The organism is Pantoea sp. RIT-PI-b (assembly GCF_001187905.1).
GTDB classification, from domain to species: Bacteria; Pseudomonadota; Gammaproteobacteria; order Enterobacterales; family Enterobacteriaceae; genus Pantoea; species Pantoea nemavictus.
In genome coordinates, this window is the sequence record NZ_LGIS01000012.1 from 207,544 (window position 1) to 232,644 (window position 25,101).

Sequence of the window (25,101 nt, forward strand, 5' to 3'; positions counted from 1 at the left end):
ATGCTGCCGCGCGTTGATTGCGCGCAGCCCCAGCAGAGAGAGAAAACTATGTTTGGTAAAGGCGGATTGGGCAACCTGATGAAACAGGCCCAGCAGATGCAAGACAAAATGGCCAAAGTTCAGGAAGAGATTGCCGCGATCGAAGTGACCGGTGAATCAGGTGCTGGCTTAGTCAAAGTAACCATCAACGGTGCGCACAACTGCCGTCGTGTCGAAGTCGATCCAAGCTTGCTGGAAGATGACAAAGACATGCTGGAAGATTTGATTGCGGCGGCGTTCAACGATGCAGCGCGTCGCATCGACGAAACGCAGAAAGAGAAAATGGCTTCAGTTTCTAACGGTATGCAGCTGCCACCTGGCTTCAAGATGCCGTTCTAATGCAAACCAGTCCACTGCTTGAATCTTTGATGGAGTCGTTGCGCTGCCTGCCGGGCGTTGGCCCGAAGTCGGCGCAGCGCATGGCTTTTCAGCTGTTGCAACGCGATCGTAGCGGTGGCATGCGTCTGGCGCAGGCTCTGACCCGCGCCATGTCGGAAATCGGCCACTGCGCTGATTGCCGTACCTTCACCGAGCAGGAGATCTGCACCATCTGCGCCAATCCACGCCGTCAACAAAACGGTCAGATTTGCGTGGTGGAGAGCCCGGCGGATATTCACGCCATTGAGCAGACCGGCCAGTTTGGCGGCCGCTACTTTGTGCTGATGGGCCACTTGTCACCGCTGGATGGCATTGGCCCGCAGGATATCGGCTTAGATCGGCTGGAGCAGCGTCTGGAGCGTGAAACCTTAACCGAAGTGATCCTCGCTACCAATCCCACGGTGGAAGGGGAAGCCACCGCCAACTACATCGCCGAGCTGTGCGGACAATATGGCGTTGATGCCAGCCGCATTGCGCACGGTGTGCCGGTTGGCGGCGAGCTGGAAATGGTCGATGGCACCACGCTGTCGCACTCGCTCGCCGGACGCCACAAGATTAAATTCTAATCACTTGCCGATGTCTTCGCGGACATCGGCTTGAAATCCTGCCCTTCATCCCCATTTCTCTCTCAACGTATCATCAACCCCGATTCAGTTGAGGTAGCAATGACCATGAAAGGACAAGAGACGCGTGGCTTCCAGTCAGAGGTAAAACAACTTCTGCACCTGATGATCCATTCTCTCTATTCAAACAAAGAGATTTTCCTGCGCGAGCTGATTTCAAACGCCTCTGATGCCGCCGATAAGCTGCGCTTCCGCGCGCTGTCGACGCCAGATCTGTATGAAGGCGACGGCGACCTGCGCGTGCGCATCTCGGTCAATCCGGAAAACCGCACCCTGACGCTCAGCGATAACGGCATCGGTATGCGTCGTGATGAGGTGATTGAGAACCTCGGCACCATCGCCAAATCCGGTACCAAATCTTTCCTCGAATCCATGGGTTCCGACCAGGCAAAAGATAGCCAGCTGATCGGCCAGTTTGGCGTCGGCTTCTATTCTGCCTTTATCGTGGCCGACAAAGTCACCGTGCGTACACGCGCGGCGGGTGCAAAAGCCGATGAAGCGGTGTTCTGGGAATCAGCCGGTGAAGGTGAGTACACGCTGGCGGAGATTGAGAAAGCCGATCGCGGTACCGAGATCACCCTGCACTTGCGCGAAGGCGAGGACGATTTCCTTGATGCATGGCGCGTGCGTAACGTCATCAGTAAATATTCCGATCACATCGCGCTGCCGGTTGAGATCGAGACGAAAGATGAAGAGAGCGGCGAAAGCAGCTGGGAAAAGATCAACAAAGCGCAGGCGCTGTGGACGCGTAATAAGTCAGAGATCAGCGACGACGAATACAACGAGTTCTACAAACATATCGCCCATGATTTTAGCGATCCGGCGATCTGGAGCCACAACCGCGTGGAGGGTAAGCAGGAGTATACCAGCCTGCTGTACATCCCGGCGCGCGCGCCGTTTGACATGTGGAATCGCGACAGCAAGCACGGCCTGAAACTTTACGTGCAGCGCGTGTTTATCATGGACGACGCCGAGCAGTTCATGCCGAACTACCTGCGCTTTGTCCGTGGTCTGATAGATTCCAACGATCTGCCGCTCAATGTGTCACGTGAAATCCTGCAGGACAGCCGCGTTACCCAAAGCCTGCGCGCCGCGCTGACCAAGCGTAGCCTGCAGATGCTGGAAAAATTGGCGAAAGACGACGCGGAAAAATATCAGCAGTTCTGGAAAGAGTTCGGTCTGGTGCTGAAAGAAGGTCCAGCCGAAGACAACGCCAACCAGCAGACGATTGCTAAACTGCTGCGCTTTGCCACCAGCCAGAGCGAAGGCGCCGAGCAGACCATTTCGCTCGACGATTACCTGAGCCGCATGGTGGAAGGTCAGGATAAGATTTACTACATCACCGCCGACAGCTATGCCGCCGCGAAGAGCAGCCCGCATCTGGAACTGTTCCGCAAGAAAGGTATTGAGGTGCTGCTGCTCTCCGATCGTATCGACGAATGGATGATGAGCTACCTCACCGAATTCGACGGCAAAACCTTCCAGTCAGTCAGCAAAGCGGATGATTCGCTGAGCAAGCTGGCCGATGAAGAGACTGAAGAGCAGAAAGAAGCGGAAAAAGCGCTGGAGCCGTTTGTTGAGCGCGTGAAAACTCTGCTGGGCGAGCGCGTAAAAGAGGTGCGCCTGACGCATCGTCTCACCGACACGCCAGCAATCGTCACCACCGATGCTAACGAAATGACTACGCAGATGGCGAAGCTGTTTGCTGCGGCCGGTCAGGACGTGCCGGAGGTGAAGTACATCTTCGAGATCAATCCGGAGCATACGCTGGTGAAACGCGTGGCGGATACCCAGGACGAAACGCGCTTTGCCGAGTGGGTTGAGCTGCTGCTGGATCAGGCGTTGCTGGCCGAGCGCGGTACGCTCGACGATCCAAACCAGTTTATCCGTCGTATGAATCAGCTGCTGACGGCGTAATCGCACCAAACTCGTAAGGTCGCCATTCCTGGCGACCTTTTTTATATCTGCGCCTGATCGCGTAACCAATCGCGAAACAGCGTAATCTCCGCATCGTGCTGGCGTGAAATCTTGGTCATCATCAGGGTGGCGCGATCGACGCGCACAAAGCCCAACGGCGCAATCAAGGTGCCGTCACTCAACTCCTTACGCACCAACAGACGTGGTGCCATGATCACGCCTAAGCCATTTTTTGCCGCCTGAATCCCCAACGTCAAATTATCGAAGTGCTTGCCGATCCAGAAATTGCCGCGCGCGCCGCTGGTTTTCGCCCATTCAGCCCAGGCATGCAGACGCGTATCGGCGTGCAGCAGCGGCAGCGAGGCGAGATCCTGTTCACTTTGAAAACGCGCCGCAAACAGCGGAGCGCACAGCGGGCCGATATAATCATCGCTAATCAAGGTGGCATCAATATCGTCATCGGGTGATTGCTCAGCGCTGAGGATCAGCACATCGGTGTGCTCACTGCGCAGCTGGTCAATCTCCACCAGCGGCTGAAACTGCACTTCAATATCGGGATAGCGCTGATAGAAGCTGGCGATGCGTGGAATGAGCCATTGCGCCAGAAAGCTGGGCGCGCAGGAGACGCTGAGGTGATGACGCATGCCGGTGCGGATGCTTTCGCAGGTGGTAGAGAGTTCGCTGAACGCTTTCTGACAACTCACCAGCAAACGCTCACCGTGTGAGGTTAATTTGACGCGTCCGCTGGCCCGCACAAACAGCGGCTTGCCCATCCAGCTTTCCAGTTGCCGCACCTGATGGCTGATGGCGCTGTGGGTGACATGTAGACGTTCGGCCGCCACGCTAAAACTGCTATACAGTGCCGCCTGGTGGAAATATTGCAGAGCACGTAATGATGGAAGCGCGGTCATACTCGTCCCTTGTGTAAAAACCTAACAGGGATTGTCAGTTTATATCATTTTAATGTCCAGCCGCATTGGCCTAACCTTTCACCCAGATTATGGCGGGTTGACGGCTGAGCTTCTCTGTGTTTTACGCCGAAATCACCGCCACGCTTCACTTCCCGCACACAGCACAATAACCAGAGAAATGTCACGCGATGGCTCCACAACTTGCTACTGCCAGGGCGGCGGCGGCGCGCGATAAGCTTCGCGGCTTGCTGTCTCGTCATTACCGGCTTGAAAACTACGATATCTTCTTCGCCCCCTCTTTGCATATTGCACGGGTGCTGCTTTCCCAACTCTTTCTTCGTCAGGAGCAGGCGCGTAATCAAACCCGCTATGCCTCGCAATATCCGGTCAGTGAACTCAGCGTGTTGCCCACCTTGCCGATGATGGCGGGCAATATTGCGCTGGTGGAGCACGTTGATATGCAGCAGGGCCGGGTACGCGCACTGAGCGAATGTCAAAGCCAGGGCGTTACCGATGCGTCGGAGTCGTTTGCTACGCAGCTGCATAAGCGCTTAATTAGCGATGCGCGGCTGTTTGTTGCGCGCCTCGACAGGCATGCTGCGCTTTGTGGTGACCTGGTGATGATCGCGCTGCGCACCGCAGATTTCAGTACGCTGGTACGCAGCGAGCTGCGGCTGTTTGAGCAGGGATTAGCGCTAGGCGTGGCGCCGGAACAGGCACTTGAATTAATGGATGATAGCGAGTGGCGGCCCTTCAACATTGCTATGGTGGAGAATATCGCGCTCGACTCGCCCTTTATATTGCACTCTATTCAGCAACCGGGTTTACCCTTTGCGCTTTTTCCGCTGCCGAGCGGTCTCAATGCTCATGCATTACCGCAGGATATTCAGGTTCTGCCACAGCAGGGTCGTTTGCGGCTGCGGGCCAATGTGCGCGGCGGCGTAAACAAACATCTCAACGTCACGCCGACCTTAAAAAAGCGCCTGAAGGACGTGCTGATGCTTAGCCGTAATTCTTAAAAACAGGCACTCTGCTGGTATTCGCTGACAAAGCAGGTCAAAGTAGACCTTTCATGGCAAGCACGCCCGTTTCCTTGTGGTGCGCGGGTCATAATGGTATGTTCTTCGCCTTCTCAGATTGAACAATGCAATTCGCAAGGGGAATTACGCAATGCGTATTATTCTGCTCGGAGCTCCGGGCGCAGGTAAAGGCACTCAGGCTCAATTTATCATGGAGAAGTACGGTATTCCGCAAATCTCCACGGGTGACATGCTGCGTGCGGCAGTGAAAGCAGGCACCGAACTGGGCCAACAGGCTAAAGCGATCATGGATGCCGGTAAACTGGTGACTGACGAGTTAGTGATTGCGCTGGTTAAAGAGCGTATCGCGCAGGAAGACTGCAAAAACGGTTTCCTGCTCGATGGCTTCCCACGCACTATCCCGCAGGCTGATGCCATGAAAGAAGCGGGCATCAAGGTTGACTACGTGCTGGAGTTTGCTGTTCCGGACGAGCTGATTGTGGATCGTATTGTCGGTCGTCGCGTCCATACGCCATCCGGCCGCGTTTATCACGTCACCTACAATCCACCGAAAGTGGCAGGGAAAGATGACCTGACCGGCGAAGAGCTGACCACGCGTAAAGATGACCAGGAAGAGACCGTGCGTAAGCGTCTGGTGGAGTACCATCAGCTGACCGCGCCGCTGATTGCCTACTACGGCAAAGAAGCGCAGGACGGCAACACTGAATATCACAAAATCGACGGCACCCGCCCGGTCGCTGAAGTGAGCACGCAGTTGGCCACAATCCTCGGCTAAAGCGTTCTGGGGCCGGTTGTCCGGCCCTTTTGCAGCAATTGCTTTCCCCTCCCACGATTTCCGCTACAATTTCCCCCTGATTTTGCATTTGACCCATTCGTTTCGACATCAAGGAAATACAATGAGGCAAGAAAAGCCCGGGGTTTTGCTGGTTAATTTAGGCACGCCAGACGCACCCACCACACCTGCGGTTAAGCGCTATCTGAAACAGTTCCTCGGCGATCCACGTGTGGTCGATACGCCACGCTTATTGTGGTGGCCGATTCTCAATTTCATCATTGTGCCATTCCGATCGCCGCGCGTTTCGAAACTCTATGCCTCGGTGTGGATGGAGGAAGGCTCGCCGCTGATGGTGTTCAGCAAACGTCAGCGTGAAGCCTTAGCGCAGCGTTTAGATATGCCGGTTGAACTTGGCATGAGCTACGGCCAGCCCAGCCTGGATAGCGCCCTGCAGCGTCTGCTGGCGCAGGGCGTCAATAAACTCATCGTGCTGCCGCTCTATCCACAGTTCTCCTGTTCGACGGTTGCGGCGGTGTGGGATGGATTAGCCACCAGTTTCAAACCGCTGCGTTCACTGCCGGAAGTGGCGTTTATTCGCGATTATGCGGAACATCCGGCCTACATCGCCGCGTTGAAAGCCTCGGTAGAGCGCTCCTTCGCGCAGCATGGCGAACCGGATCTGCTGGTGCTGTCGTATCACGGCATTCCGCAGCGTTTCGCCAATGAAGGCGATGATTATCCGCAGCGCTGCAAAGACACCACTGCTGCGCTGGCTGCGGCCTTAGGCATTGCACCGCATAAGATCATGATGACCTTCCAGTCGCGCTTTGGCCGCGAGCCGTGGTTGACGCCGTATACCGACGAAACCATGAAGAGTTTGCCGGCGAAAGGCATCAAGCACGTGCAGGTGATGAGTCCAGGCTTTGCCGCAGATTGCCTCGAAACGCTGGAGGAGATTAGCGGGGAGAACTGCGAGATCTTCCTGCATGCCGGCGGCGAAAAGTTTGAGTATATTCCGGCGCTCAACGACGATGCTGAGCACATTGAAATGATGGTGCAGCTGGTCAACGCGCGCCGTTAAGGGTGTGGCAGAGAGTGTGATATCATTCTCTGCCTGATTTTCCCTGACGGCACTCTCGATGAAATTTCCCGGCAAACGCAAATCCAAACACTATTTCCCCGTCAACGCGCGCGATCCGCTGCTGCAAGCTACGCAGCAAGAGCAGGAAGAGGGCAGTTGGGTGGTGGGTATCGACCAGACGCTGGTGGATATCGAAGCCAAAGTCGACGATGACTTTTTGCAACGTTACGGTCTCAGTGCCGGTCACTCGCTAGTGATCGACGATGCCACCGCTGAGGCGCTCTACAACGAACTGATGCGTGAAGAGCTCATCAGCCACCAGTTTGCCGGCGGCACCATCGGCAATACCTTACACAACTACTCCGTTCTCGCCGATGATCGCTCTGTACTGCTGGGCGTAATGTGTAACAACATCCAGATCGGCGGCTATGCCTATCGCTATCTGTGCAATACCTCCAGCCGCATGGATCTCAACTTCCTGCAGGGCGTTGATGGCGCCATTGGCCGCTGCTTCACGCTGATTGGCGAGCAGGGCGAACGCACCTTCGCCATCAGCCCTGGTTTAATGAATCAGCTGCATGCTAACAACATCCCGGAAGAGGTGATTGCGGGGGCGTCGGCGCTGGTGTTGACCTCTTATCTGGTGCGCTGCCAGCCGGGCGAACCGATGCCGGAAGCGACCTTGCGCGCCATCGAATATGCGAAGAAACACAATGTGCCGGTGGTGCTGACGCTCGGTACTAAATATGTGATTCAGGATAACCCGCAGTTCTGGCGCGATTTCCTGCGCGATCACGTCTCGATCGTCGCGATGAATGAAGAAGAGGCTTTCGCGCTGACCGGTGAGCAAGACCCGTTGCTGGCATCGAACATGGCGCTGGATTGGGTGGATTTAGTGCTGTGCACCGCTGGGCCGACCGGTTTGTACATGGCCGGATTCACCGAAGACGAGTTCAAACGCAAAACCAATCATCCGCTGCTGCCAGGCGCGCTGGCCGAATTCAACCAGTATGAATTTAGTCGCGCAATGCGCCATAAAGATTGTCAGCAGCCGCTGCGCATCTTCTCGCATATCGCGCCGTATATGGGCGGGCCGGAGAAGATCATGAATACCAACGGCGCGGGCGATGGCGCACTGGCAGCGCTGCTGCATGACATCACCGCCAACAACTTCCATCGCCAGAAGGTGCCTAACTCCAGCAAACATGGCCGTGAGTACCTGACGTATTCGTCGCTGGCACAAGTGTGTAAATATGCGAACCGGGTGAGTTATCAGGTGTTGAACCAGCATTCACCGCGTCTGACGCGCGGTCTGCCAGAGCGGGAAGACAGTTTAGAAGAGTCGTATTGGGATCGTTGATGGTGGCATCGGTGCGCATTAATGCGCACCTGACGCCGTAGGGTCGCCATTTATGGCGACCTGGCCTGAGACCGCACAAATTTAAATCGGGCACTCACGCACAATCGGGTTCTGCGCAATCTCTTCTTCCAGCACGTGCAACATGCTGTTAGCGATTTCACGTTCGCCCATCACCACACGATTGGCGCCGCGCTCCATAATGTAGGTCACCTCATCGTCATAATGCGCACGTGCGATGATCTCAATGTCCGGACGCTTCTCACGCGCGGCGGTCACCACTTCACCGGCTTCATAGCCATTTGGAATGGTCAGCAGCAGCCAGCGGGCGCAGTCGAGGCGCGCTAACTCCATGGTATCGACGCGTGCTGCATTGCCCAGTACCGCTTTGATGCCTTGCTCGCGCAGCGCTTCAACGCGAGGACGGGAGTTTTCCACCACCACCAGCGGCACATCCGCTTCCATCAGCTTTTGTCCCAGCAGGCTGCCAACGCGGCCATAGCCGACCAGCACGGCGTGGTTACAGATATCCACCGGAATTTGCTTCTCCTCTTCAATGGCTTCTTCCAGCGTCTGCTCTTCCATAGTCTCGGTTTTATCGAGATAGCGTTCCAGAAGGGTAAACAGAATCGGGTTAAGCATGATGGAGAGAATCGCCGCCGCCAGCACCAGATTGCGACCTTCGTCGCTCAGCATACCCAGCGAGATACCGAGACCGGCGAGGATAAAGGCGAATTCACCAATCTGCGCCAGGCTCACCGAAATGGTCATTGCGGTACGACGTGAATGACCCAGCAGCGTCACCAGCAGCCAGGCGGCAATCGATTTGCCCAGCACGATAATCGCCAGCGCGCCAAGTACCGCCAGCGGCTGCTCAATCAGGATCATCGGATCAAACAGCATGCCGACCGAAACAAAGAACAGCACGGCGAAGGCGTCGCGCAGCGGCAAAGTATCGTGGGCGGCGCGGTGGCTGAGTTCAGATTCGTTCAGCACCATGCCGGCAAAGAAGGCGCCAAGCGCGAAGGAGACATCAAAGAATTCAACCGCACCAAAGGCGATACCGAGCGCCAGCGCCAGTACCGCAAGGGTAAATAGCTCACGCGAACCGGTAGCGGCACTCTTGGCGAGAATCCATGGCACGACGCGGCGGCCTACCACCATCATCAGCACCATAAAGGCGACGACTTTGCCGATGGTCAGCAGCAGATCCCACAGCAGCAGAGTTGGGCTGGCGTTGCCCTGTTCCAGCATGCCGGCGATGGCGGGCAGCAGCACCAGCGTTAGCACCATCACTAAATCTTCGACGATTAACCAGCCAATGGCGATTTGTCCGCGCTGGCTATCAATCAGTTGTCGTTCTTCAAGCGCCCGCAGCAGCACCACGGTACTGGCGGTAGAAAGACACAGGCCAAATACCAGACCGGTCATCCACGACCAGCCCATGGTCCAGGAAAGTCCCATTCCCAGCAGCGTCGCCACGGCGATTTGCGCGATGGCGCCAGGAATGGCGATGGACTTTACCGACATCAAATCCTTCAGCGAGAAGTGCAAACCGACGCCAAACATCAGCAGAATCACGCCGAGTTCAGCCAGTTCTGGGGCAAGGTTGGTATCTGCGACAAAGCCTGGCGTGAAAGGGCCGGCCAGCACGCCAGCCAATAAGTAACCGACCAGCGGTGAGATGCGCAGGCGGTTTGCCAGCATACCAAGGAGAAATGCGAGGACCAGCCCCCCGACAATGGTAGTGATCAACGGTGTGGTGTGATGCATGCCTGTCTCCTTGTGTGCAAATGTATCCGCTTGTAACAACCTAGTGTAATGCACAATCGCTTACCGCGTTTAAACATTTGAGCGGTAAAAGACCAGTAAATTGAAAAAATGAGACAAAAACGCAGCTGAAGCTTCATTTTCATCAGTTATCTCACTATATCGGCTGCAAATACGCAGAATGAAGGGCGACGAGGAAAAATAGTTGCCCTGTGAAAGGGGCTTAGGGAAAGTGGTTATCACAGATAAAGCCGTCATAAAGGGGATAACGGGTGACCAGGCCAGGATTTGGACGGTGGATGGCAGATTAGATTCTGGTGATGAGCAGCAGATCGTTGCAAGCTGATCCACGTAAAACGTCTTTCATCTTGAGTTAATAAGTCATCTGTGCGACACAGAAGGGCGAAAACGCAGATTAAGTCCACCGCTCAGTGGAAAAACGCAGAATAAGGAGATCGGCTTTGTTTTTATCACCGCGAAAAGGGCGCTGGCTGGCGCTGTTAGTGTTACTGCTGCCGATGCTGGCGCAGGCGTGGCAAACGGATCGCAGTTATCGTTTCAGCATTTTGCACACCAACGATCATCACGGTCGTTACTGGACTAACGCTCAGGGCGAATATGGCCTGGCGGCACAGAAAACCTTGATGGATCAACAGCGTTATGATGTGCAGGCTAAAGGCGGTGGTGCGCTGATTCTCTCAGCGGGCGATGTGAACACCGGCGTGCCAGAGTCAGATATGCTGGATGCGGAGCCGGATATTCGCGGCATGAATCTGGTCGGTTATGACGCCATGGCGTTGGGCAACCACGAATTTGATAAACCACTCAGCGTGCTGCAGAAGCAGCAGAAGTGGGCCAAGTTTCCGTTCCTTTCGGCCAACATCTATCAAAAAGGCACCGATACGCGCTTATTTAAGCCGTGGGCGACCTTTAATCGCATGGGGCTAAAGATCGCGGTGATCGGCCTGACCACCACCGACACGCTGCGCATCTCCAATCCGGAGAATATCGCCGCCATTGATATCCGCGATCCGGTGAAAGAGACCGAGAAAGCGGTGGCGGAACTGCGCGCCAGTGAAAAACCTGACGTGATTATCGCACTAACGCACATGGGTCATTACGACGACGGTCAGCACGGTAGCAATGCGCCAGGCGACGTTGAACTGGCACGCAGCCTGCCGCCCGGCACCCTCAATGTGATCATCGGCGGCCATTCGCAGGATGCGGTGTGCATGGAGAAAGAGAACGTCAGCGTAAAAGATTATCAGCCGGGCCAACCGTGCCAGCCGGATCGCCAGAATGGCGTGTGGATCATGCAGGCGAAGGAGTGGGGCAAATTCGTTGGACGTGGTGACTTCACCTTTCGTAATGGCGAGCTGACGCTGGAGAATTACCAGCTGATCCCGGTGAATCTGAAACACAAAGTGAAGAACCTCGATGGCAGCGAATCCTGGCTCACCTGGCAGGAGGAGATCCCGAAAAACAGCGCGATGATGAAGCTGTTAACCCCTTATCAACTGCGTGCCGGCAAGAAGCTGGATGTGAAAGTCGGCAGCAGCGATGGCGTATTCGTTGGCGAACGCGACAAGGTGCGATTTGAACAAACCAACCTCGGTCAGCTGATTTTGCGCGCGCAGATGGATGCGACCAAAGCGGACTTTGCCGTGATGAGCGGTGGCGGCATTCGCACTTCGTTGGCGCAGGGCAATCTGAGCTGGCGCGATCTGCTGCAGGTGCAGCCGTTCGGCAATCAGGTAGTTTCGGTCACGCTTACCGGCAATGAGTTGCTGAACTATCTGGCGACGGTGGCCAATATCAAAGTGGACTCAGGTGGCTTCGCGCAGTTCACCAACATCAGTTTGATAGCGGATGGCAAAGGCGTGAGCGATGTGAAGATTAACGGCGAGGCGCTGCAAAAGGATAAAACTTATCGCATGGCGACCAACAGCTTCAACGCCAGCGGCGGCGACGGTTATCCGAACATCGAAACCCATGCCGGTTTCAGCAATAGCGGGCTGCGTGATGCCGATGTGCTGCGCGAATTTGTTAGCCAGCATTCGCCGTTGAAGATTGCCGACTTTGCGCCAACCGGCATCGTGCATCTGACGGAAGCGCAGATTGAGGAGCGCAACAAAGCGCAGGAGAAGCAGCGGAAACCAAGCTATCCGCAGATGATTCTGGCGTGGATTTGGCCGCGCGCCGCGCAGCAACATTGAACGCTGATGGCCAGGTGCGCATGATTGCGCATCTGGGCCGTAGGGTCGGCCTTCATGGCGACCGGTTTTCAGAGAGGCATCAAGCCTGACAGGATTTCTGCGTCACCCAACGGTGGCGCAATTTATCCCACACCCAGTTGTAGAGCATGGTATAGGGCAGGAAGAACAGAAAGAACGCCACTTCCAGCACGAAGGCTTCCAGCAGCGAAATATTCAGCATCCAGGCGGCAATCGGCAAGCCGATCAGGATAAAACCACCTTCAAAGCCCAGCGCGTGCATAGCGCGCAGACCGAAGCCGCGTTTAACCTGCGGCGGCCAGATGCGATCAAAACCGGTGTTATAGATCATGTTCCACAGCATGGCGACGGTCGACAGCATGATCGCCAGCGCGCCCATCTGAAACAGCGGTTTCTCCATGATCCAGGCAGCCAGCGGCGCAACGGTGATAAGTGCCAACCCTTCAAAGCCTGCGGCATGACAAAAACGTTCTTTCAGCGAACGGGTACGCATAGAAACCTCCTGATTAGTGATGTCGCGTATTTTCGCACCCTAAAATGCTAAGATAAAATGATCACCTATCGATAAAAGCGATGGTTCACCATGAAGTACTCCCCGGAATCTCTTGAAGCTTTTGTGCAAACCGTCGCCAGCGGATCGTTTTCAGCGGCAGCGCGCGCGTTGGCAAAAAGCCAGTCCACCATCAGCAGCGCGGTAGCTAATCTGGAAGATGATCTGGGCTTCACGCTGTTTGATCGCAGCGGACGCCAGCCGGTGCTCACCGAACATGGACAGCGTGCGTTTGCGCAGGTGCAGCAGATTCTGGCCGCCAGCCAGCGGCTGGATGAGCTGGCGGTGCGCCTGTCGCAGGGGGTTGAGCCGCGCCTTAGCCTGGCGATCTCTGATTTCTGGCAGGCCGATCATCATCAAAATTTGCTCAATCGTTTTGATCAACGTTATCCGGATATCGAGTTCGAGTGCATGATCGCGGAGGATGCGGATGCTTTAGATCTGTTGCAGGCCGGTCGTGTGCATCTCGGCGTGGTACGGGCGCAGCCACAGCTACCGCCGGATTTGGCGGTGGCGCGCCTGCAGGTTGGCGCGCAGATGGCGATCTATCTGCATCAGGATCATGCCTTGTCGCAGTTGCAGCAGGTGAGTGAAGGGCAGTTAGGTGAGCTGCGGCATCTACGGCTCAACACGTGGGTGCAAAATCGTGAGCCGCTGCCCGCCGGACGCGTGTGGTCAGCGCCATCCTATCTATTGCTGCTGGAGATGGCGGAGCAGGGTTTCGGCTGGAGCGTGTTGCCGCGCTGGCTAGTGGAGCAGTTTGGTCATCAGGTGCTAAAAGAGCTGCCGGTGCCGGGCTGGCCACAGCGTATTGCGGTAGATGTGGTGTGGTCACGACGCAATCCACCGGGACCGGCCGGGCGCTGGATGATCGATCAACTCTGCGCCCAGCAGCCCGATTAATCGCGTCTGGCGACATCGGCCAGCGGCGCATCCAGCAGGCGCGACAAATCCTGCGCCGCTAGCTCGATATCCAGCCCGCGCTTGCCGCCAGAGATGAAAATGGTGGCGAACTCCGCCGCCTGCCGATCGATCACCGTTGGTAGACGTTTTTTCTGTCCCAGCGGGCTAATGCCGCCCACCAGATAACCGGTTACGCGCTGTGCTAGCTGCGGATCGGCCATATCGGCTTTCTTGGCGCCCAGCGCTTTGGCGACCTTTTTTAGGTCCAGCTGGGTTGAGACCGGCGTCACCGCCACGGCTAGCGCTTTGGCATCGCCATTGAGCGACACCAGCAAAGTTTTGAACACCTGGCGCGCATCAAGATTGAGCTTACGCACCGCTTCATCACCAAAATTAGTTTCATGGCTGTCGTGGTCATATGGATGCAGGGTAAAGGTGACGTTTTGTTTTTCCAGAAGTTTTACCGCGGGCGTCATGATTGGTCCTTGTTAGGAATATTCTTATTTCAGTTTTGATGGAAAAACAGTGGCGAAATTCTGAACTTTGCGCGAGAATTGGCCCGCGCCAGCAAGAGATTGCTGGTGATAACCAAAATCATAAACAAATTCCTCTTTGACGGGCCAATATTATTATTGGCCTTCTTTTTTTCTGAATTTTTCCATTGTTATCACTCGCACATACTTGTAGCGACGCGATTTATCGCGTGCTTTTCAGCGTCATTCGTAAGCTCAAATGAGCGCAATAAATTGCGCCGCTACGGATAGGTGCAGAATTTATTTCTTCAGCAACCCCGGCAAATTATCGTCGCCATACAGATGCAGCGCGCCCACCGCCACCACATATCGCCCTTTAGGTAATGCCAGCAACAGTTCGCGCCAGTGCTGATTACGATTACGCATCAGCGTGTCGTTAAGCTCGCTGCTAAAAGTGCTGGGCAACGCCACGGGTTGCTGCGTTGGCGGCGCATCCAGCCACCAGCTAATCATGGTTTGCAGCAGACGTGCGTTGGTATGCCAATGCTCAAGCGTATCCAGCAACAGCGGCAAACCATCCTGCGGCAGCGATTTCAGCAGGGCGATCTGGGTTTCGGGACCTTCCAGTTCAATAATGCGTTTATTCGCCGCTTTTGCCGCCTGCAACAGCTGATAATCGATGCCAAACTGCGGACGTAAGCCGAGTCGCTGCGCCTGTTGTGCCTGTAACATCAACGCGATTTGCCAGAACGGCAGCGTGTCGAACACGCTCAGTGAAAGTGACAGCTCATCACACAGGGCTTGCAGCCGTTGCAGGACGTCAGCTGCAAGGCGCATTGCCAGCGGCGGATGCGCATCATCGTTGCTAAACGGCGATGCGCCTTGCGTGATATCGGCTTCAACAATCAGCGCGTCGGCTTTATTAAGCTGACGCAGCAAACCGGCGGGCAGCGGCTGCATGTCGCGCGTGCCCATATGAATGCTGCCCGCCAGATGCAGGCGTCGGTCACCCAGCTGAATATCCATGGCCGGCCAGCTGTAACTGGCCGGGAAAAGGGTCGCGATCCGTTGTTGGATGCTGTGCCACAGACCGTGTCTCATTCCCTGTCCTGTCCTTTTTAATGCAAAAATCCATGCTAGCGATTTCATCCACGGAAGAACAGGGCTGGAGTGGCTATTCCCGCTGCGCGGGCTTGAAGCGCAGCAAACGGTTAGCGTTACTCACCACGGTAATTGACGATAGCGCCATCGCCGCGCCCGCCACAATTGGGCTCAGCAGCAGGCCGGTAAACGGATAGAACACGCCCGCGGCAATCGGAATGCCCAAACTGTTGTAAATGAGGGCGCCTAATAGGTTCTGACGCATATTGCGCAGCGTGGCGCTGGCTATCGACAACGCATCGGCGACGCAGTGCAGATCGTTGCGCATCAGCGTCATTGCTGCGGTTTCAACCGCCACGTCGCTGCCGCCGCCCATCGCGATACCGACATCTGCCTGCGCCAGCGCCGGTGCATCATTAATGCCGTCGCCCACCATCACCACTTTGCGACCTTGCTGCTGCAGTTGAGTAATGGCCTGCGCTTTGCCCTCCGGCAGTACGCCGGCAATCACTTCATCAATTCCGGCTTCGGCAGCAATTGCCTGCGCGGTTTTCTGGTGATCGCCGGTCAACATAATCAAGCGATAACCCAGCTGATGCAGACGCTGCAGCGCCACTTTGCTCTCCGGACGTAGGCTGTCACGCAGCGCGATTAATCCCAGTAGCTGATCACTATCGGCCAGCAGCACCGGCGTAGCGCCTTGTGCGGCAAAGTGCTCGATATCCGCCTGCGCGGCGCGGTAATCAATCTGATGTGCATCCAGCAGCGCCTGATTACCCAGCAGCAGCGTTCTGTCGTCAACTTTAGCGCTGATGCCTTTGCCACGTATTGTACGAAATTGCTTAACCGCTTCGCCGCTGACATCAGGCGCGGCAGCGAGAATTGCTTTAGCCAGCGGATGGCTGGATCCATGCTCCATCTGCGCCGCCGCGCTGAGCACCTGCTGGCGATTCCAGTCGCTGTATAGCACCACATCGCTGACCTGCGGCGTGCCGCGCGTCAGGGTGCCGGTTTTATCGAACACGATGGTATCGACTTCGCTGGCACGTTGCAGCGCATCGGCGTCACGCACCAGCACGCCCAGTTCTGCCGCGCGTCCCACGCCAGCAATCACCGACATCGGCGTGGCTAAACCCAAGGCGCAAGGACAGGCGATGATCAGCACCGTGGTGACAATCACTAAGGTATAAGCCAGCTGCGGCTGCGGACCAACCAGATACCAAATCAGGCCGCTCAGCAGCGCAATCGCGACCACCACCGGGACAAAAACGGCGGAGATGCGATCGGCCAGACGCCCGATGTCAGGCTTGCTGCTTTGCGCCTGTCGCACCAGATTAATGATGCGCGACAGCGTGGTCTGGCTGCCGGTGGCGCGCGCGACAAAGTGCAGCGTGCCGTCTTGCACCAGCGTACCGGCAAAGATTTTGTCGCCCGACTGTTTGGCCTGCGGTACGGCTTCGCCGGTCAGCATGGCTTCATCAAACCAGGCTTCGCCGTTGACGACGTCACCATCTACTGGCACGCGATCGCCGGTCACCAGTTTAAGCGTCATGCCTGGCTGAACCTCGCTCAGCGGCAGCAAGGTTTCACCGTGATCGCTGACGACGCGCGCCTGCGCGGGCGTTAAATCCAGCAGACGTTCCAGTGCTTTTGAGGCACGCTGCCGTGCGCGCTGCTCCAGCGCGTGGCCAAGATTGATTAAGCCCACGATCATCACGCTGGCTTCAAAATAGAGATGGCGTGCCTGATGCGGAAAGAATTCTGGCCATAGCGCCACACTCATTGAATAGAGCCACGCTGCGCCGGTTCCCAGCGCCACCAGCGTATCCATGGTGGCGGTGCCGTGACGCAAACTGCGCCACGCGCTACGATAGAAATGGCCACCGGCAATCAGCATCACCAGCAAGGTGATCACGCCCAGCGTGCGCCACAGCGTTTGGTTATCGGCGCTCAGCATCATGTTGTCGCCGAGCATGCCCCAAATCATCATCGGCACGCCGAGCAGCAAGGCCAGCGCTGATTGCCAGCTAAAGCGCCGCATGGCTTGCCGTGCGCTGACCTGCTGGCGTTCGCGTCGCGTTTGTTCATCATCGATCACTTCGGCGGAATAGCCCGCCTGATCGACCGCGCTAACCAGCGCGTCGGCTGGTGCATCGCCGAGGATCAGCGCGCTGCGCTCGCCGAGATTGACGCGTGCCTGGCTGACGCCGGGCACGTTTTGTAGCGCCTGCTCCACGCGACTCACGCAGCTGGCGCAGCTCATGCCGCCAATCAGTAAGTGATGCACGGGAAGATCTTTGGTAAGCGATTCTGCCGGTTGCGACTCCGTTGTCAGCGCCTCCGGCGGCGGCTCTGTAGCTGTCAACGGTTTAGGCTTTGGGCTGGCTGCGCCGTCTTTCAGCACCGCGTGATAACCGGCTTGTTCCACCGTGGCGATCAGATCGCTGGCACTGGCGGCGCCAGTTACGCGCGCTTCTTCCTGCGTGACGTCGGCCTGTTCGACATCGCTGCGCTGCTCCAGCGCTTCTTTTACGCGTTTAACACAGTGGCCGCAGGACAAGCCGTCCAACGCCAGCAGTTGAGTATGTGACATGGTTTACTCCTCAGGTTTTGACTGCATGCAAAATTTGCATTAGAGATGTACCCTAAACCTTCCATTCAGGGGAAGGTCAAGAGGTGAATATGAACATCAGCGATGTGGCAAAAAAAACCGGACTCACCAGCAAAGCTATTCGTTTCTATGAAGAGAAGGGCGTGGTGACGCCGCCATCACGCAGTGATAATGGTTATCGCTATTACGCGGCGCATCATATTGATGAACTGAATCTGCTGCGCCAGGCGCGTCAGGTGGGGTTTACGCTGGAAGAGTGTCGGGAACTGGTGACGCTGTTCAACAATCCTGCACGGCACAGCGCGGATGTTAAAGCGCGCACCTTGCAGAAAGCCGATGAGATTGCCGCACATATCGAAGAGTTACACGTAATGCGTGCGCGCTTGCTGGAACTGGCAGAAGCCTGCCCGGGCGATGACAGCGCGGAGTGCCCAATCATCAATCACCTGGCCGGATGCTGCCATCACGCGGATGGCAAGCGCGGCTGAATCATTAGCGTAATGCCGACAACGCCGGTCACAATCACCTGCGTGCCCGCCGGCAGATCGCTATCCGCCTGCACGCGCCAGCTGCTGTCGCCAATACGTACATGACCGAGGCCGTTTTTTAGCGCGTTATCCAGCGTCAGTTGCATGCCCATCAACTGGCTGCCGCGCTGATTAAGCGTGTTGGCTTCCTGTGACGATTCGCGATAGCGCATCCAGCGATACCAGAAGAACGCGCTGAGCAGCGTCATCACCGCAAACATTATGCCCTGGCTGGTCCATGAGATAGGAAAGAGCCACTCAATCAGCGCCACCGCCACTGCCGCCAGGCCACTCCACAGCAGATAACCGCTGGTGCCGAGCATTTCGGCGGCCAATAGCAGGCCGCCCAATGTCAGCCAAAACCAGTGTGGATGCGCAATCAGCTCCATCAAAATCATGGTCTGCGCTCCGTACGGCTCTCCTTCAGCAATTCACTGATACCGGCAATCGAACCGAGCAGGCTGCTGGCATCCAGCGGCATCATCACGACTTTGCTGTTATTGGCTTCGCCGATTTTTTGCAGTGCGTCGGTGTATTTCTGCGCCACAAAGTAGTTCACCGCCTGAATATCCCCAGCGGCTATCGCATCGGATACCATGCGTGTCGCCGTGGCTTCCGCTTCAGCCTGACGTTCGCGCGCTTCGGCTTGCAGGAAGGCAGAGGTTCTCTCACCTTCCGCTTTAAGGATCTGAGACTGCTTATCACCTTCGGCACGCAATATCGCTGCCTGACGTACGCCTTCGGCGGCGAGAATGTCGGCGCGTTTGGTACGTTCCGCCTTCATCTGGGCATTCATTGCTGCAATGAGTTCCTGCGGTGGGCGCACGTCACGAATTTCGATGCGAGTGATTTTCACGCCCCATGGATTGGTGGCTTCATCGACGATATGCAGCAGACGCGTGTTGATGTTATCGCGCTGCGACAGCATCTCATCCAACTCCATGCTACCGAGCACAGTGCGGATATTAGTCATCGTCAGATTCAAAATGGAGAGTTCAAGGTTGCTGACTTCATAGGCGGCACGCGCCGGATCGACAACCTGAATAAAGCACACCGCATCAATGGTGACGTTGGCGTTGTCTTTAGAGATGATTTCCTGCGAGGGGATATCAAGCACCTGTTCCATCATATTGATTTTGCGACCAACACGATCCATGAACGGCACGAGAAGATTGAGGCCAGGCGCCAGAGTTTTGGTGTAGCGGCCAAAACGTTCTACTGTCCACTGATAGCCTTGTGGAACAATTTTTACGCCAGCCCACACGGTAACAAGTGCGAGCACAATGAGGACGGGAATGACCGTTAACATATAACCTCCTGGCTGTCAGATTATCGGGCCGAGTCGTTCGGCCCGTTTAACGCGCGGTACCGATCAGTACAGCAGCGAGTAAAGCTGGCGGCGATAGCGGGCGGCGAGGGTATCGCCAGTGCCGAGTGCGGCCAAAATCTCCTGGAACATCTTGCGCACCTGGCCATCACCCGCACTGAGATCGCTTTTCAGGAAACCGAACAACAGCTCTAACGCTTCTTCGTTGCGGCCAACCTGATGCAGCTGTAACGACAGTTTAGCAGCCAGCTCAGCATTGGTCGGTTCGCCGGCCAGTTGCTCCTGCAACAGCTGAATTTCTGGCGTATCGGCGGCCTGTTTCAGCAGCTCGATTTGCGAGATCAGGCTTTGATAACGCGTGTCCTGATCCTGCAACGGCACCTTATCCAACACTGTTTCCGCTTCGTCGCTGCGATTAAGGGTGATCAGCACTTCCGCCAGCAGGAAACCGATTTCGCTGCTTTGATTGCTCAGCTGCCAGGTATCTTTCAGCAGCGGCAGAGCGTCAAGCGGTTTACCTTCGTGCATCAGCTGCATGGCTTGCTGCGCCTTTACTTCTTCTTCACGCGGCAACACCTTTTGCAGCAGGGCGCGAATCGCCTCTTCGGGTTGTGGGCCCTGGAAGCCGTCCACCGGCTGACCGTTCTGGAAAAGATAAACGGTTGGGATGGAGCGCAGACCAAACTGCGATGCCACCATCTGCTCTTTATCACAATCCAGCTTCGCCAAAATAAACTGACCGGCATACTCCTGCGCCAGGCGATCCAGCACCGGCGTCAATTCCTGACAATGCTGACTGCGTTCGGACCAGAAATAGAACAGCACCGGCAGCTGCATCGACTGCTCTAAGGTCTGTTGCAGATTGGATTCGTTGATGTCGATAATCAAAGCGTGTGACATGAATACGTCTCTTTGCAGAAAGTGTGTTGAGGATATGGGGGCAAGCTGCCCAGGTTCAAGCTCGATTCTGACTTGCAGCTTAGTTGCTGCGCAAAATGCGATCCAGTATCCAACCTGGCAGCAGGCGTTTCAGCAGGCTCATCGCCCAGGCGACCAGCGTCACCGGATAACGCAACCGCGGATGTTTGCTCTCTAACGCGTGACGCAGTTTCGGCAGAATCGCTTCCGGCGGCAGAGTAAAACGCGCGGCGATACCGGGATTGCGCACCGGTTTATCCTGTTCACCCTGATGCACGTTATCGGTGAAACGCGTGCTGATGGGGCCCGGTTCAATCAGGCTGACGCGCACGCCGGACTCGCGCACTTCAAGACGCAGCGCATCGCTCCAGGCTTCCAGCGCCCATTTGCTGGCGGCATACGCGCCACGGCCTGGCGTAGAGATCAATCCCAGCACCGAACTGGTATTGACGATGCGGCCATTGCCGCTGGCCTGCAGCGCCGGTAGCAGGCGCATCGTCAGTTGATGGGTGCCAAACAGATTGGTGGAAAACTGCTTTTCCAGCTGCTGACGCGACACGCTGCTCAGCGGCCCATATTGACCAAAACCGCCGTTATTAAACAGCGCGTGCAGGCGATGATCGGTGAGCTCCAGCACGCGGTCGGCGGCGGCATCAACGCTGGCGGCATCATCGAGATCCAGCTGCACGCCAATAAATCCCAGCGCTTCCATGCGCGCCACATCGTCCGCGCGACGACAAGCGGCCAGCACGCGATAGCCGCGTGACAAAAGATCGTTAGCGGCGACCAAACCAATGCCGCTGGAGCAGCCGGTGATGAGAATTGTTTTTTGCATTTCTTTACCCGTTAAAAATCACACGCCTGCATTAATCATGCTTTACTAGCGGAGCCAGTTCGGTCGCCATCAGGTTGGCGATAAACGGCTGAGCATCCGGATTGGGGTGAATTCCATCCTGCTGCATCCACTCCGGCTTCAGGTAGACCTGCTCCATAAAGAAGGGCACCAGAGGAATGTCGTACTGCTGTGCCAGGCGCGGATAGATAGCGCTAAACGCCTCCGTATAACGACGCCCATAATTGGCGGGCAGACGAATCTGCATCAGAAGCGGCTGCGCTTTAGCGGCTTTCACTTCGTCGATCACTTTGGTTAGATCGTCAGCGATGTTCTGCGGTGGAAAGCCGCGCAGGCCATCGTTACCGCCCAATTCGATTAACACCCAGCGGGGCTGATGCTGTTTTAATAGGCTCGGTAAACGCGCCAGCCCTTGTCCTGCGGTATCACCGCTGATGCTGGCGTTGACGACTTTGGGCTGCTGTTGCCACTCTTTATTCAGCAAACTTGGCCACGCCGCCGTAGCCGACATGCGATATCCGGCGCTCAGGCTGTCGCCCAACACCAGCAACGTGTCGGCGGCGGCAAATCGGGACACCAGCAGAAGCAATAACAACAGGAAGGGATAATGCCAGCGGAAAACATTGTTGCAGTTCATCATCTTACTAAGTCCGTCGGTCAGGGGGAGCATCAGCTGACCATCCTTACCGGAGTTGAGCTGGTTGTCAAACCAGCTGAGACCATCGCCTTGATTGGCGAGTCCGGCTCGGGCAAGTCCACGCTGCTCGGCATTCTGGCGGGCCTGGACGATGGCAGCAGCGGCGAAGTGCATCTGCTCGGTCAGCCGCTGCACAGGATGAACGAGGAGCAACGTGCTGCGCTGCGCGCGCGTGAAGTCGGCTTTGTTTTTCAATCCTTTATGCTGGTGCCAACGCTCAACGCGCTGGAAAATGTGCAGCTGCCCGCGCTGCTGCGCGGCGACAGCGATCGCGAAAGCCGCAGCCAGGCGGTGGAGCTGCTGACGGTGCTGGGCCTGAAAGATCGTCTGCACCATCTGCCTGCGCAGCTCTCCGGCGGCGAGCAGCAGCGTGTGGCGCTGGCGCGCGCCTTTAGTGGTCGTCCCGGCCTGCTGTTTGCCGATGAGCCGACGGGCAATCTTGACCGCAAAACCGGCGATCGCATCGCCGATCTACTGTTCTCACTCAACCGCGATTTTGCCACCACGCTGATTTTGGTGACGCACGATGAGCAACTGGCAGCGCGCTGCGACCGCCGCTTGCGGCTACGTGACGGCAAGCTGTGGGAGGAGACATGATTTGGCGCTGGTTCTGGCGCGAGTGGCGATCGCCCTCGCTGCTGATTGTCTGGCTGGCGCTGACCTTAGCGGTGGCGTGCGTGCTGGCGCTAGGTTCGATCAGCGATCGCATGGAAAAAGGCTTAAGCCAGCAGAGCCGCGACTTTATGGCCGGCGATCGTACGCTGCGCACCACCTCGCCTGCACCGGACGCATGGCTGAATAAAGCGCGCGACGAGGGGCTATCGGTGAGTCGTCAGCTGAGCTTTATGACCATGACCTTCGCCCAAGAGACGCCGCAGTTGGCAGACGTTAAAGCCGTGGATGATGCCTATCCGATGTTTGGTACGCTGCAAACCCATCCGCCCGGCTTACGCCCGCAAGCGGGAACGGTGCTGGCCGCGCCGCGTTTGCTGGCGTTGCTGAACCTGAAAGTGGGCGACAACGTAGACGTTGGTGATACCACGCTGCGTATTGCCGGTGAAGTGATTCAGGAGCCGGATGGCGGTTTCAATCCGTTCCAGACCGCGCCGCGTCTGCTGATGAACCTGGCCGACGTGGAGAAAACCGGCGCGGTGCAGCCGGGCAGTCGCCTGAGCTGGCGCTATAAATTCTCCGGCGAACCGGCGCCGCTGGCGCGCTACGACAGTTGGATCGAGCCGCAGCTAAAAGCCGATCAGCGCTGGATTAGCGTCGAGAACTCCGAAGATGCATTAGGCCGCTCCATGCAGCGTGCGCAGCAATTTTTACTGCTCTCCGCGCTGTTGACGCTGATGCTGGCGATTGCCGCAGTGGCGGTAGCGATGAGCCATTACTGTCGCAGCCGCTACGATTTAGTCGCGGTGCTGAAAACCCTCGGCGCAACGCGCAAGGCGCTACAGCGCCTGATCATCGGCCAGTGGCTGGCAGTGCTGCTGCTGGCGGCAATAGTTGGCAGCGCATTAGGGCAGGGGATTGAAGTGATTCTGCTGCTGATGCTGAAACCGGTGCTGCCGGGCGCGCTGCCTGCGGCGAGCTTCTGGCCGTGGCTGTGGGCGATTGGCGCGATGTTTGTGATTTCGCTGCTGGTCGGTTTACGTCCTTACCGCTTGCTGATGGCGACGCAACCGCTGCGCGTATTGCGTCGGGATGCCGTGGCCAACGTTTGGCCGTTGCGCTTTTATCTGCCCGCGATGGCGTTGGTAGTGATGGGATTGTTGGCGCTGCTGATGGGCGGCAGCAAAATGCTGTGGGCGCTGCTGGCCGGCGTGGTGATGCTGGCGCTGCTTCTGGCACTTCTCGGTTGGGGCACGCTGCTGCTGCTGCGTAAGCTGGTGGTGCGCAATCTGGCACTGCGCCTGGCGATCAACCGTCTGCTGCGCCAACCGGCGATGACGCTCAGCCAGCTGGCGGCGTTTTCGCTCTCATTCATGCTGCTGGCGCTGCTGCTGGTGATGCGCGGCGATCTGCTAGATCGCTGGCAACAGCAACTGCCGCCGGACAGCCCGAACTATTTCCTGCTGAACATCACCAAAGAGCAGGTGCCACAGGTTAGTGATTTTCTGACCGGGCATCACCTCAAGCCGGAAACGTTCTACCCGATCGTGCGCGCACGTCTGACCGAGCTGAACGGCAAAGAGGCCGATCCGAAGCTGGATAACGCGCTCAATCGCGAGCTCAATCTAACGTGGCAGGCGGAGCGTCCGGATCACAATCCGCTGATTGCCGGCAGCTGGCCGCCAAAAACCGGTGAAGTCTCAATGGAAGTGGAGCTGGCGGATCGTCTCGGCGTGAAGCTCGGCGATAGCTTAACTTTCAGCGGCGATACCCAGCAGTTCAGCGCCAAAATCACCAGCTTGCGTAAGGTCGATTGGGAAAGTTTGCGTCCGAACTTCTTCTTTATCTTCCCGCCGGGTGCGCTCGATCAACAGCCGCAAACCTGGCTGACCAGCTTCCGCATGGAGAGCAATCCTGCGCTGCTGGCGCAGCTTAATCGCGCGTTTCCGACGCTGAGCCTGCTGGATATTGGCAGCATGATGCGCCAAATCGGTCAGGTGCTGACGCAGGTAAGCCAGGCGCTGGAAGTGATGGTGGTGCTGGTCACGGTGTGCGGCGTGCTGCTATTGCTGGCACAGATTCAGGTCGGTATGCGTCAGCGCCGCCAGGAGCTGGTGGTGTATCGCACGCTCGGCGCCAGCAAACGGCTGCTGCGCGGCACGCTGTGGTGCGAGTTTGCACTGCTTGGCGTGGTGTCGGGGATTGCTGCGGCTCTTGGCGCTGAAGCGGCGCTGTGGGGATTGCAGCGCAAGATCTTTGATTTCCCCTGGCAGCCGGACTGGACCCTGTGGATCGTGTTGCCGATCGGTGGCGCATTGTTGCTCTCATTGTGCGGCGGCTGGTTAGGTATCAGGCTATTAAATCAGAAGGCGTTGTTCAGAAGTTTTAATGCCGGTTGAGTCTT

At 56.8% G+C, this 25,101-nt stretch carries 23 protein-coding genes; 12 read left to right on the plus strand and 11 right to left on the minus strand.

Annotated elements, in window-relative coordinates:
* Positions 1–48: 48 nt before the first annotated feature.
* The 3 genes from AC790_RS02670 to htpG all read left to right on the plus strand — a co-directional run bounded on the left by AC790_RS02670 (position 49) and on the right by htpG (position 2,957).
* Positions 49–378, plus strand: coding sequence for a YbaB/EbfC family nucleoid-associated protein (locus AC790_RS02670; protein WP_007886899.1), 330 nt, complete (start codon positions 49–51; stop codon positions 376–378).
* Positions 378–983 (plus strand): recombination mediator RecR, encoded by a 606-nt coding sequence (gene recR / locus AC790_RS02675; protein WP_007886897.1) that lies wholly within the window; start codon positions 378–380, stop codon positions 981–983. Before AC790_RS02670 ends, recR begins: the two co-directional genes overlap by 1 nt.
* Positions 984–1,082: 99 nt before the next feature.
* Entirely contained in the window at positions 1,083–2,957 is a 1,875-nt protein-coding gene (htpG, locus tag AC790_RS02680) for a molecular chaperone HtpG (protein WP_049850829.1), read from the plus strand.
* 41 nt (positions 2,958–2,998) lie between these two features.
* Here the strand turns inward: htpG and AC790_RS02685 are convergent, their stop codons facing one another.
* On the minus strand, positions 2,999–3,868 hold the full coding sequence (locus AC790_RS02685; RefSeq protein WP_007886894.1) for a LysR substrate-binding domain-containing protein: 870 nt from the start codon (positions 3,866–3,868) through the stop codon (positions 2,999–3,001).
* A 188-nt stretch (positions 3,869–4,056) separates the two neighbouring features.
* Here AC790_RS02685 and AC790_RS02690 point away from each other — a divergent pair, with 188 nt between their 5' ends.
* The 4 genes from AC790_RS02690 to AC790_RS02705 all read left to right on the plus strand — a co-directional run bounded on the left by AC790_RS02690 (position 4,057) and on the right by AC790_RS02705 (position 8,124).
* The gene (locus AC790_RS02690) at positions 4,057–4,887 is read left to right on the plus strand and encodes a DUF6024 family protein (protein WP_049850830.1); all 831 of its coding nucleotides are present in this window, start codon (positions 4,057–4,059) and stop codon (positions 4,885–4,887) included.
* Positions 4,888–5,038: 151 nt separating this feature from the next.
* Positions 5,039–5,683: an adenylate kinase gene (gene adk, locus AC790_RS02695; RefSeq protein WP_007886892.1), complete on the plus strand. Its 645-nt coding sequence runs from the start codon at positions 5,039–5,041 to the stop codon at positions 5,681–5,683.
* A 121-nt stretch (positions 5,684–5,804) separates the two neighbouring features.
* Positions 5,805–6,764 (plus strand): ferrochelatase, encoded by a 960-nt coding sequence (gene hemH / locus AC790_RS02700; protein WP_007886891.1) that lies wholly within the window; start codon positions 5,805–5,807, stop codon positions 6,762–6,764.
* Positions 6,765–6,822: 58 nt separating this feature from the next.
* Entirely contained in the window at positions 6,823–8,124 is a 1,302-nt protein-coding gene (locus tag AC790_RS02705) for an inosine/guanosine kinase (RefSeq protein WP_007886890.1), read from the plus strand.
* Between the two features lie 81 nt (positions 8,125–8,205).
* Here the strand turns inward: AC790_RS02705 and ybaL are convergent, their stop codons facing one another.
* Positions 8,206–9,894 carry a YbaL family putative K(+) efflux transporter gene (ybaL, locus tag AC790_RS02710; protein ID WP_007886889.1) on the minus strand — a complete coding sequence of 563 codons (1,689 nt, stop codon included), beginning with the start codon at positions 9,892–9,894 and terminating at the stop codon, positions 8,206–8,208.
* 458 nt (positions 9,895–10,352) lie between these two features.
* On the opposite strand from ybaL, the gene ushA reads away from it, so the two are divergent.
* Positions 10,353–12,107: a bifunctional UDP-sugar hydrolase/5'-nucleotidase UshA gene (gene ushA, locus AC790_RS02715; protein WP_049850831.1), complete on the plus strand. Its 1,755-nt coding sequence runs from the start codon at positions 10,353–10,355 to the stop codon at positions 12,105–12,107.
* Positions 12,108–12,186: 79 nt separating this feature from the next.
* Here ushA and AC790_RS02720 read toward each other — a convergent pair whose 3' ends face one another.
* Complete coding sequence (locus AC790_RS02720; RefSeq protein ID WP_007886887.1) at positions 12,187–12,618, minus strand: multidrug/biocide efflux PACE transporter; 432 nt, start codon at positions 12,616–12,618, stop codon at positions 12,187–12,189.
* 90 nt (positions 12,619–12,708) lie between these two features.
* On the opposite strand from AC790_RS02720, the gene AC790_RS02725 reads away from it, so the two are divergent.
* On the plus strand, positions 12,709–13,578 hold the full coding sequence (locus AC790_RS02725; RefSeq protein ID WP_007886886.1) for a LysR family transcriptional regulator: 870 nt from the start codon (positions 12,709–12,711) through the stop codon (positions 13,576–13,578).
* Here the strand turns inward: AC790_RS02725 and ybaK are convergent.
* From ybaK to copA, 3 genes are all read right to left on the minus strand, one after another.
* On the minus strand, positions 13,575–14,054 hold the full coding sequence (gene ybaK, locus AC790_RS02730) for a Cys-tRNA(Pro)/Cys-tRNA(Cys) deacylase YbaK (RefSeq protein WP_049850832.1): 480 nt from the start codon (positions 14,052–14,054) through the stop codon (positions 13,575–13,577). The genes AC790_RS02725 and ybaK overlap by 4 nt on opposite strands.
* 297 nt (positions 14,055–14,351) lie before the next feature.
* Positions 14,352–15,152 (minus strand): TraB/GumN family protein, encoded by an 801-nt coding sequence (locus AC790_RS02735; RefSeq protein WP_007886884.1) that lies wholly within the window; start codon positions 15,150–15,152, stop codon positions 14,352–14,354.
* Positions 15,153–15,225: 73 nt separating this feature from the next.
* Entirely contained in the window at positions 15,226–17,745 is a 2,520-nt protein-coding gene (gene copA / locus AC790_RS02740) for a copper-exporting P-type ATPase CopA (RefSeq protein ID WP_049850833.1), read from the minus strand.
* Positions 17,746–17,834: 89 nt separating this feature from the next.
* On the opposite strand from copA, the gene cueR reads away from it, so the two are divergent.
* A complete protein-coding gene (cueR, locus tag AC790_RS02745) occupies positions 17,835–18,251 on the plus strand; it encodes a Cu(I)-responsive transcriptional regulator (RefSeq protein ID WP_049850834.1) in 417 nt (138 codons plus the stop codon).
* Here the strand turns inward: cueR and AC790_RS02750 are convergent.
* The 5 genes from AC790_RS02750 to tesA all read right to left on the minus strand — a co-directional run bounded on the left by AC790_RS02750 (position 18,227) and on the right by tesA (position 22,028).
* Entirely contained in the window at positions 18,227–18,685 is a 459-nt protein-coding gene (locus AC790_RS02750) for an NfeD family protein (protein WP_049851206.1), read from the minus strand. The two genes, cueR and AC790_RS02750, sit on opposite strands and share 25 nt — an antisense overlap.
* Positions 18,685–19,599, minus strand: coding sequence for an SPFH domain-containing protein (locus AC790_RS02755; protein WP_049850835.1), 915 nt, complete (start codon positions 19,597–19,599; stop codon positions 18,685–18,687). Before AC790_RS02755 ends, AC790_RS02750 begins: the two co-directional genes overlap by 1 nt.
* Positions 19,600–19,662: 63 nt before the next feature.
* Positions 19,663–20,517 carry a co-chaperone YbbN gene (locus AC790_RS02760; protein ID WP_049850836.1) on the minus strand — a complete coding sequence of 285 codons (855 nt, stop codon included), beginning with the start codon at positions 20,515–20,517 and terminating at the stop codon, positions 19,663–19,665.
* A gap of 79 nt (positions 20,518–20,596) precedes the next feature.
* Entirely contained in the window at positions 20,597–21,370 is a 774-nt protein-coding gene (locus tag AC790_RS02765) for an SDR family oxidoreductase (protein WP_049850837.1), read from the minus strand.
* A 31-nt stretch (positions 21,371–21,401) separates the two neighbouring features.
* Positions 21,402–22,028 carry a multifunctional acyl-CoA thioesterase I/protease I/lysophospholipase L1 gene (tesA, locus tag AC790_RS02770; protein WP_180823199.1) on the minus strand — a complete coding sequence of 209 codons (627 nt, stop codon included), beginning with the start codon at positions 22,026–22,028 and terminating at the stop codon, positions 21,402–21,404.
* On the opposite strand from tesA, the gene ybbA reads away from it, so the two are divergent.
* Both ybbA and ybbP read left to right on the plus strand, forming a co-directional pair.
* Positions 21,996–22,682, plus strand: coding sequence for a putative ABC transporter ATP-binding protein YbbA (ybbA, locus tag AC790_RS02775; protein WP_049851207.1), 687 nt, complete (start codon positions 21,996–21,998; stop codon positions 22,680–22,682). The two genes, tesA and ybbA, sit on opposite strands and share 33 nt — an antisense overlap.
* Positions 22,679–25,096 carry a putative ABC transporter permease subunit YbbP gene (ybbP, locus tag AC790_RS02780; RefSeq protein WP_049850838.1) on the plus strand — a complete coding sequence of 806 codons (2,418 nt, stop codon included), beginning with the start codon at positions 22,679–22,681 and terminating at the stop codon, positions 25,094–25,096. Before ybbA ends, ybbP begins: the two co-directional genes overlap by 4 nt.
* Positions 25,097–25,101: the final 5 nt, after the last annotated feature.

What these genes read in the sequence shown, in the direction of transcription:
- ybaK (WP_049850832.1), bottom strand. Translation starts at nt 14,054, where the DNA reads ATGACGCCCGCGGTAAAACTTCTGGAAAAACAAAACGTCACCTTTACC.
- AC790_RS02705 (WP_007886890.1), top strand. Translation starts at nt 6,823, where the DNA reads ATGAAATTTCCCGGCAAACGCAAATCCAAACACTATTTCCCCGTCAAC.
- AC790_RS02670 (WP_007886899.1), top strand. Translation starts at nt 49, where the DNA reads ATGTTTGGTAAAGGCGGATTGGGCAACCTGATGAAACAGGCCCAGCAG.
- tesA (WP_180823199.1), bottom strand. Translation starts at nt 22,028, where the DNA reads ATGATGAACTGCAACAATGTTTTCCGCTGGCATTATCCCTTCCTGTTG.
- AC790_RS02755 (WP_049850835.1), bottom strand. Translation starts at nt 19,599, where the DNA reads ATGTTAACGGTCATTCCCGTCCTCATTGTGCTCGCACTTGTTACCGTG.
- AC790_RS02760 (WP_049850836.1), bottom strand. Translation starts at nt 20,517, where the DNA reads ATGTCACACGCTTTGATTATCGACATCAACGAATCCAATCTGCAACAG.
- AC790_RS02720 (WP_007886887.1), bottom strand. Translation starts at nt 12,618, where the DNA reads ATGCGTACCCGTTCGCTGAAAGAACGTTTTTGTCATGCCGCAGGCTTT.
- hemH (WP_007886891.1), top strand. Translation starts at nt 5,805, where the DNA reads ATGAGGCAAGAAAAGCCCGGGGTTTTGCTGGTTAATTTAGGCACGCCA.
- AC790_RS02765 (WP_049850837.1), bottom strand. Translation starts at nt 21,370, where the DNA reads ATGCAAAAAACAATTCTCATCACCGGCTGCTCCAGCGGCATTGGTTTG.
- AC790_RS02735 (WP_007886884.1), bottom strand. Translation starts at nt 15,152, where the DNA reads ATGAGACACGGTCTGTGGCACAGCATCCAACAACGGATCGCGACCCTT.
- cueR (WP_049850834.1), top strand. Translation starts at nt 17,835, where the DNA reads ATGAACATCAGCGATGTGGCAAAAAAAACCGGACTCACCAGCAAAGCT.
- copA (WP_049850833.1), bottom strand. Translation starts at nt 17,745, where the DNA reads ATGTCACATACTCAACTGCTGGCGTTGGACGGCTTGTCCTGCGGCCAC.
- htpG (WP_049850829.1), top strand. Translation starts at nt 1,083, where the DNA reads ATGACCATGAAAGGACAAGAGACGCGTGGCTTCCAGTCAGAGGTAAAA.
- ybbA (WP_049851207.1), top strand. Translation starts at nt 21,996, where the DNA reads ATGCCAGCGGAAAACATTGTTGCAGTTCATCATCTTACTAAGTCCGTC.
- AC790_RS02725 (WP_007886886.1), top strand. Translation starts at nt 12,709, where the DNA reads ATGAAGTACTCCCCGGAATCTCTTGAAGCTTTTGTGCAAACCGTCGCC.
- AC790_RS02685 (WP_007886894.1), bottom strand. Translation starts at nt 3,868, where the DNA reads ATGACCGCGCTTCCATCATTACGTGCTCTGCAATATTTCCACCAGGCG.
- recR (WP_007886897.1), top strand. Translation starts at nt 378, where the DNA reads ATGCAAACCAGTCCACTGCTTGAATCTTTGATGGAGTCGTTGCGCTGC.
- ybaL (WP_007886889.1), bottom strand. Translation starts at nt 9,894, where the DNA reads ATGCATCACACCACACCGTTGATCACTACCATTGTCGGGGGGCTGGTC.
- adk (WP_007886892.1), top strand. Translation starts at nt 5,039, where the DNA reads ATGCGTATTATTCTGCTCGGAGCTCCGGGCGCAGGTAAAGGCACTCAG.
- AC790_RS02690 (WP_049850830.1), top strand. Translation starts at nt 4,057, where the DNA reads ATGGCTCCACAACTTGCTACTGCCAGGGCGGCGGCGGCGCGCGATAAG.
- ybbP (WP_049850838.1), top strand. Translation starts at nt 22,679, where the DNA reads ATGATTTGGCGCTGGTTCTGGCGCGAGTGGCGATCGCCCTCGCTGCTG.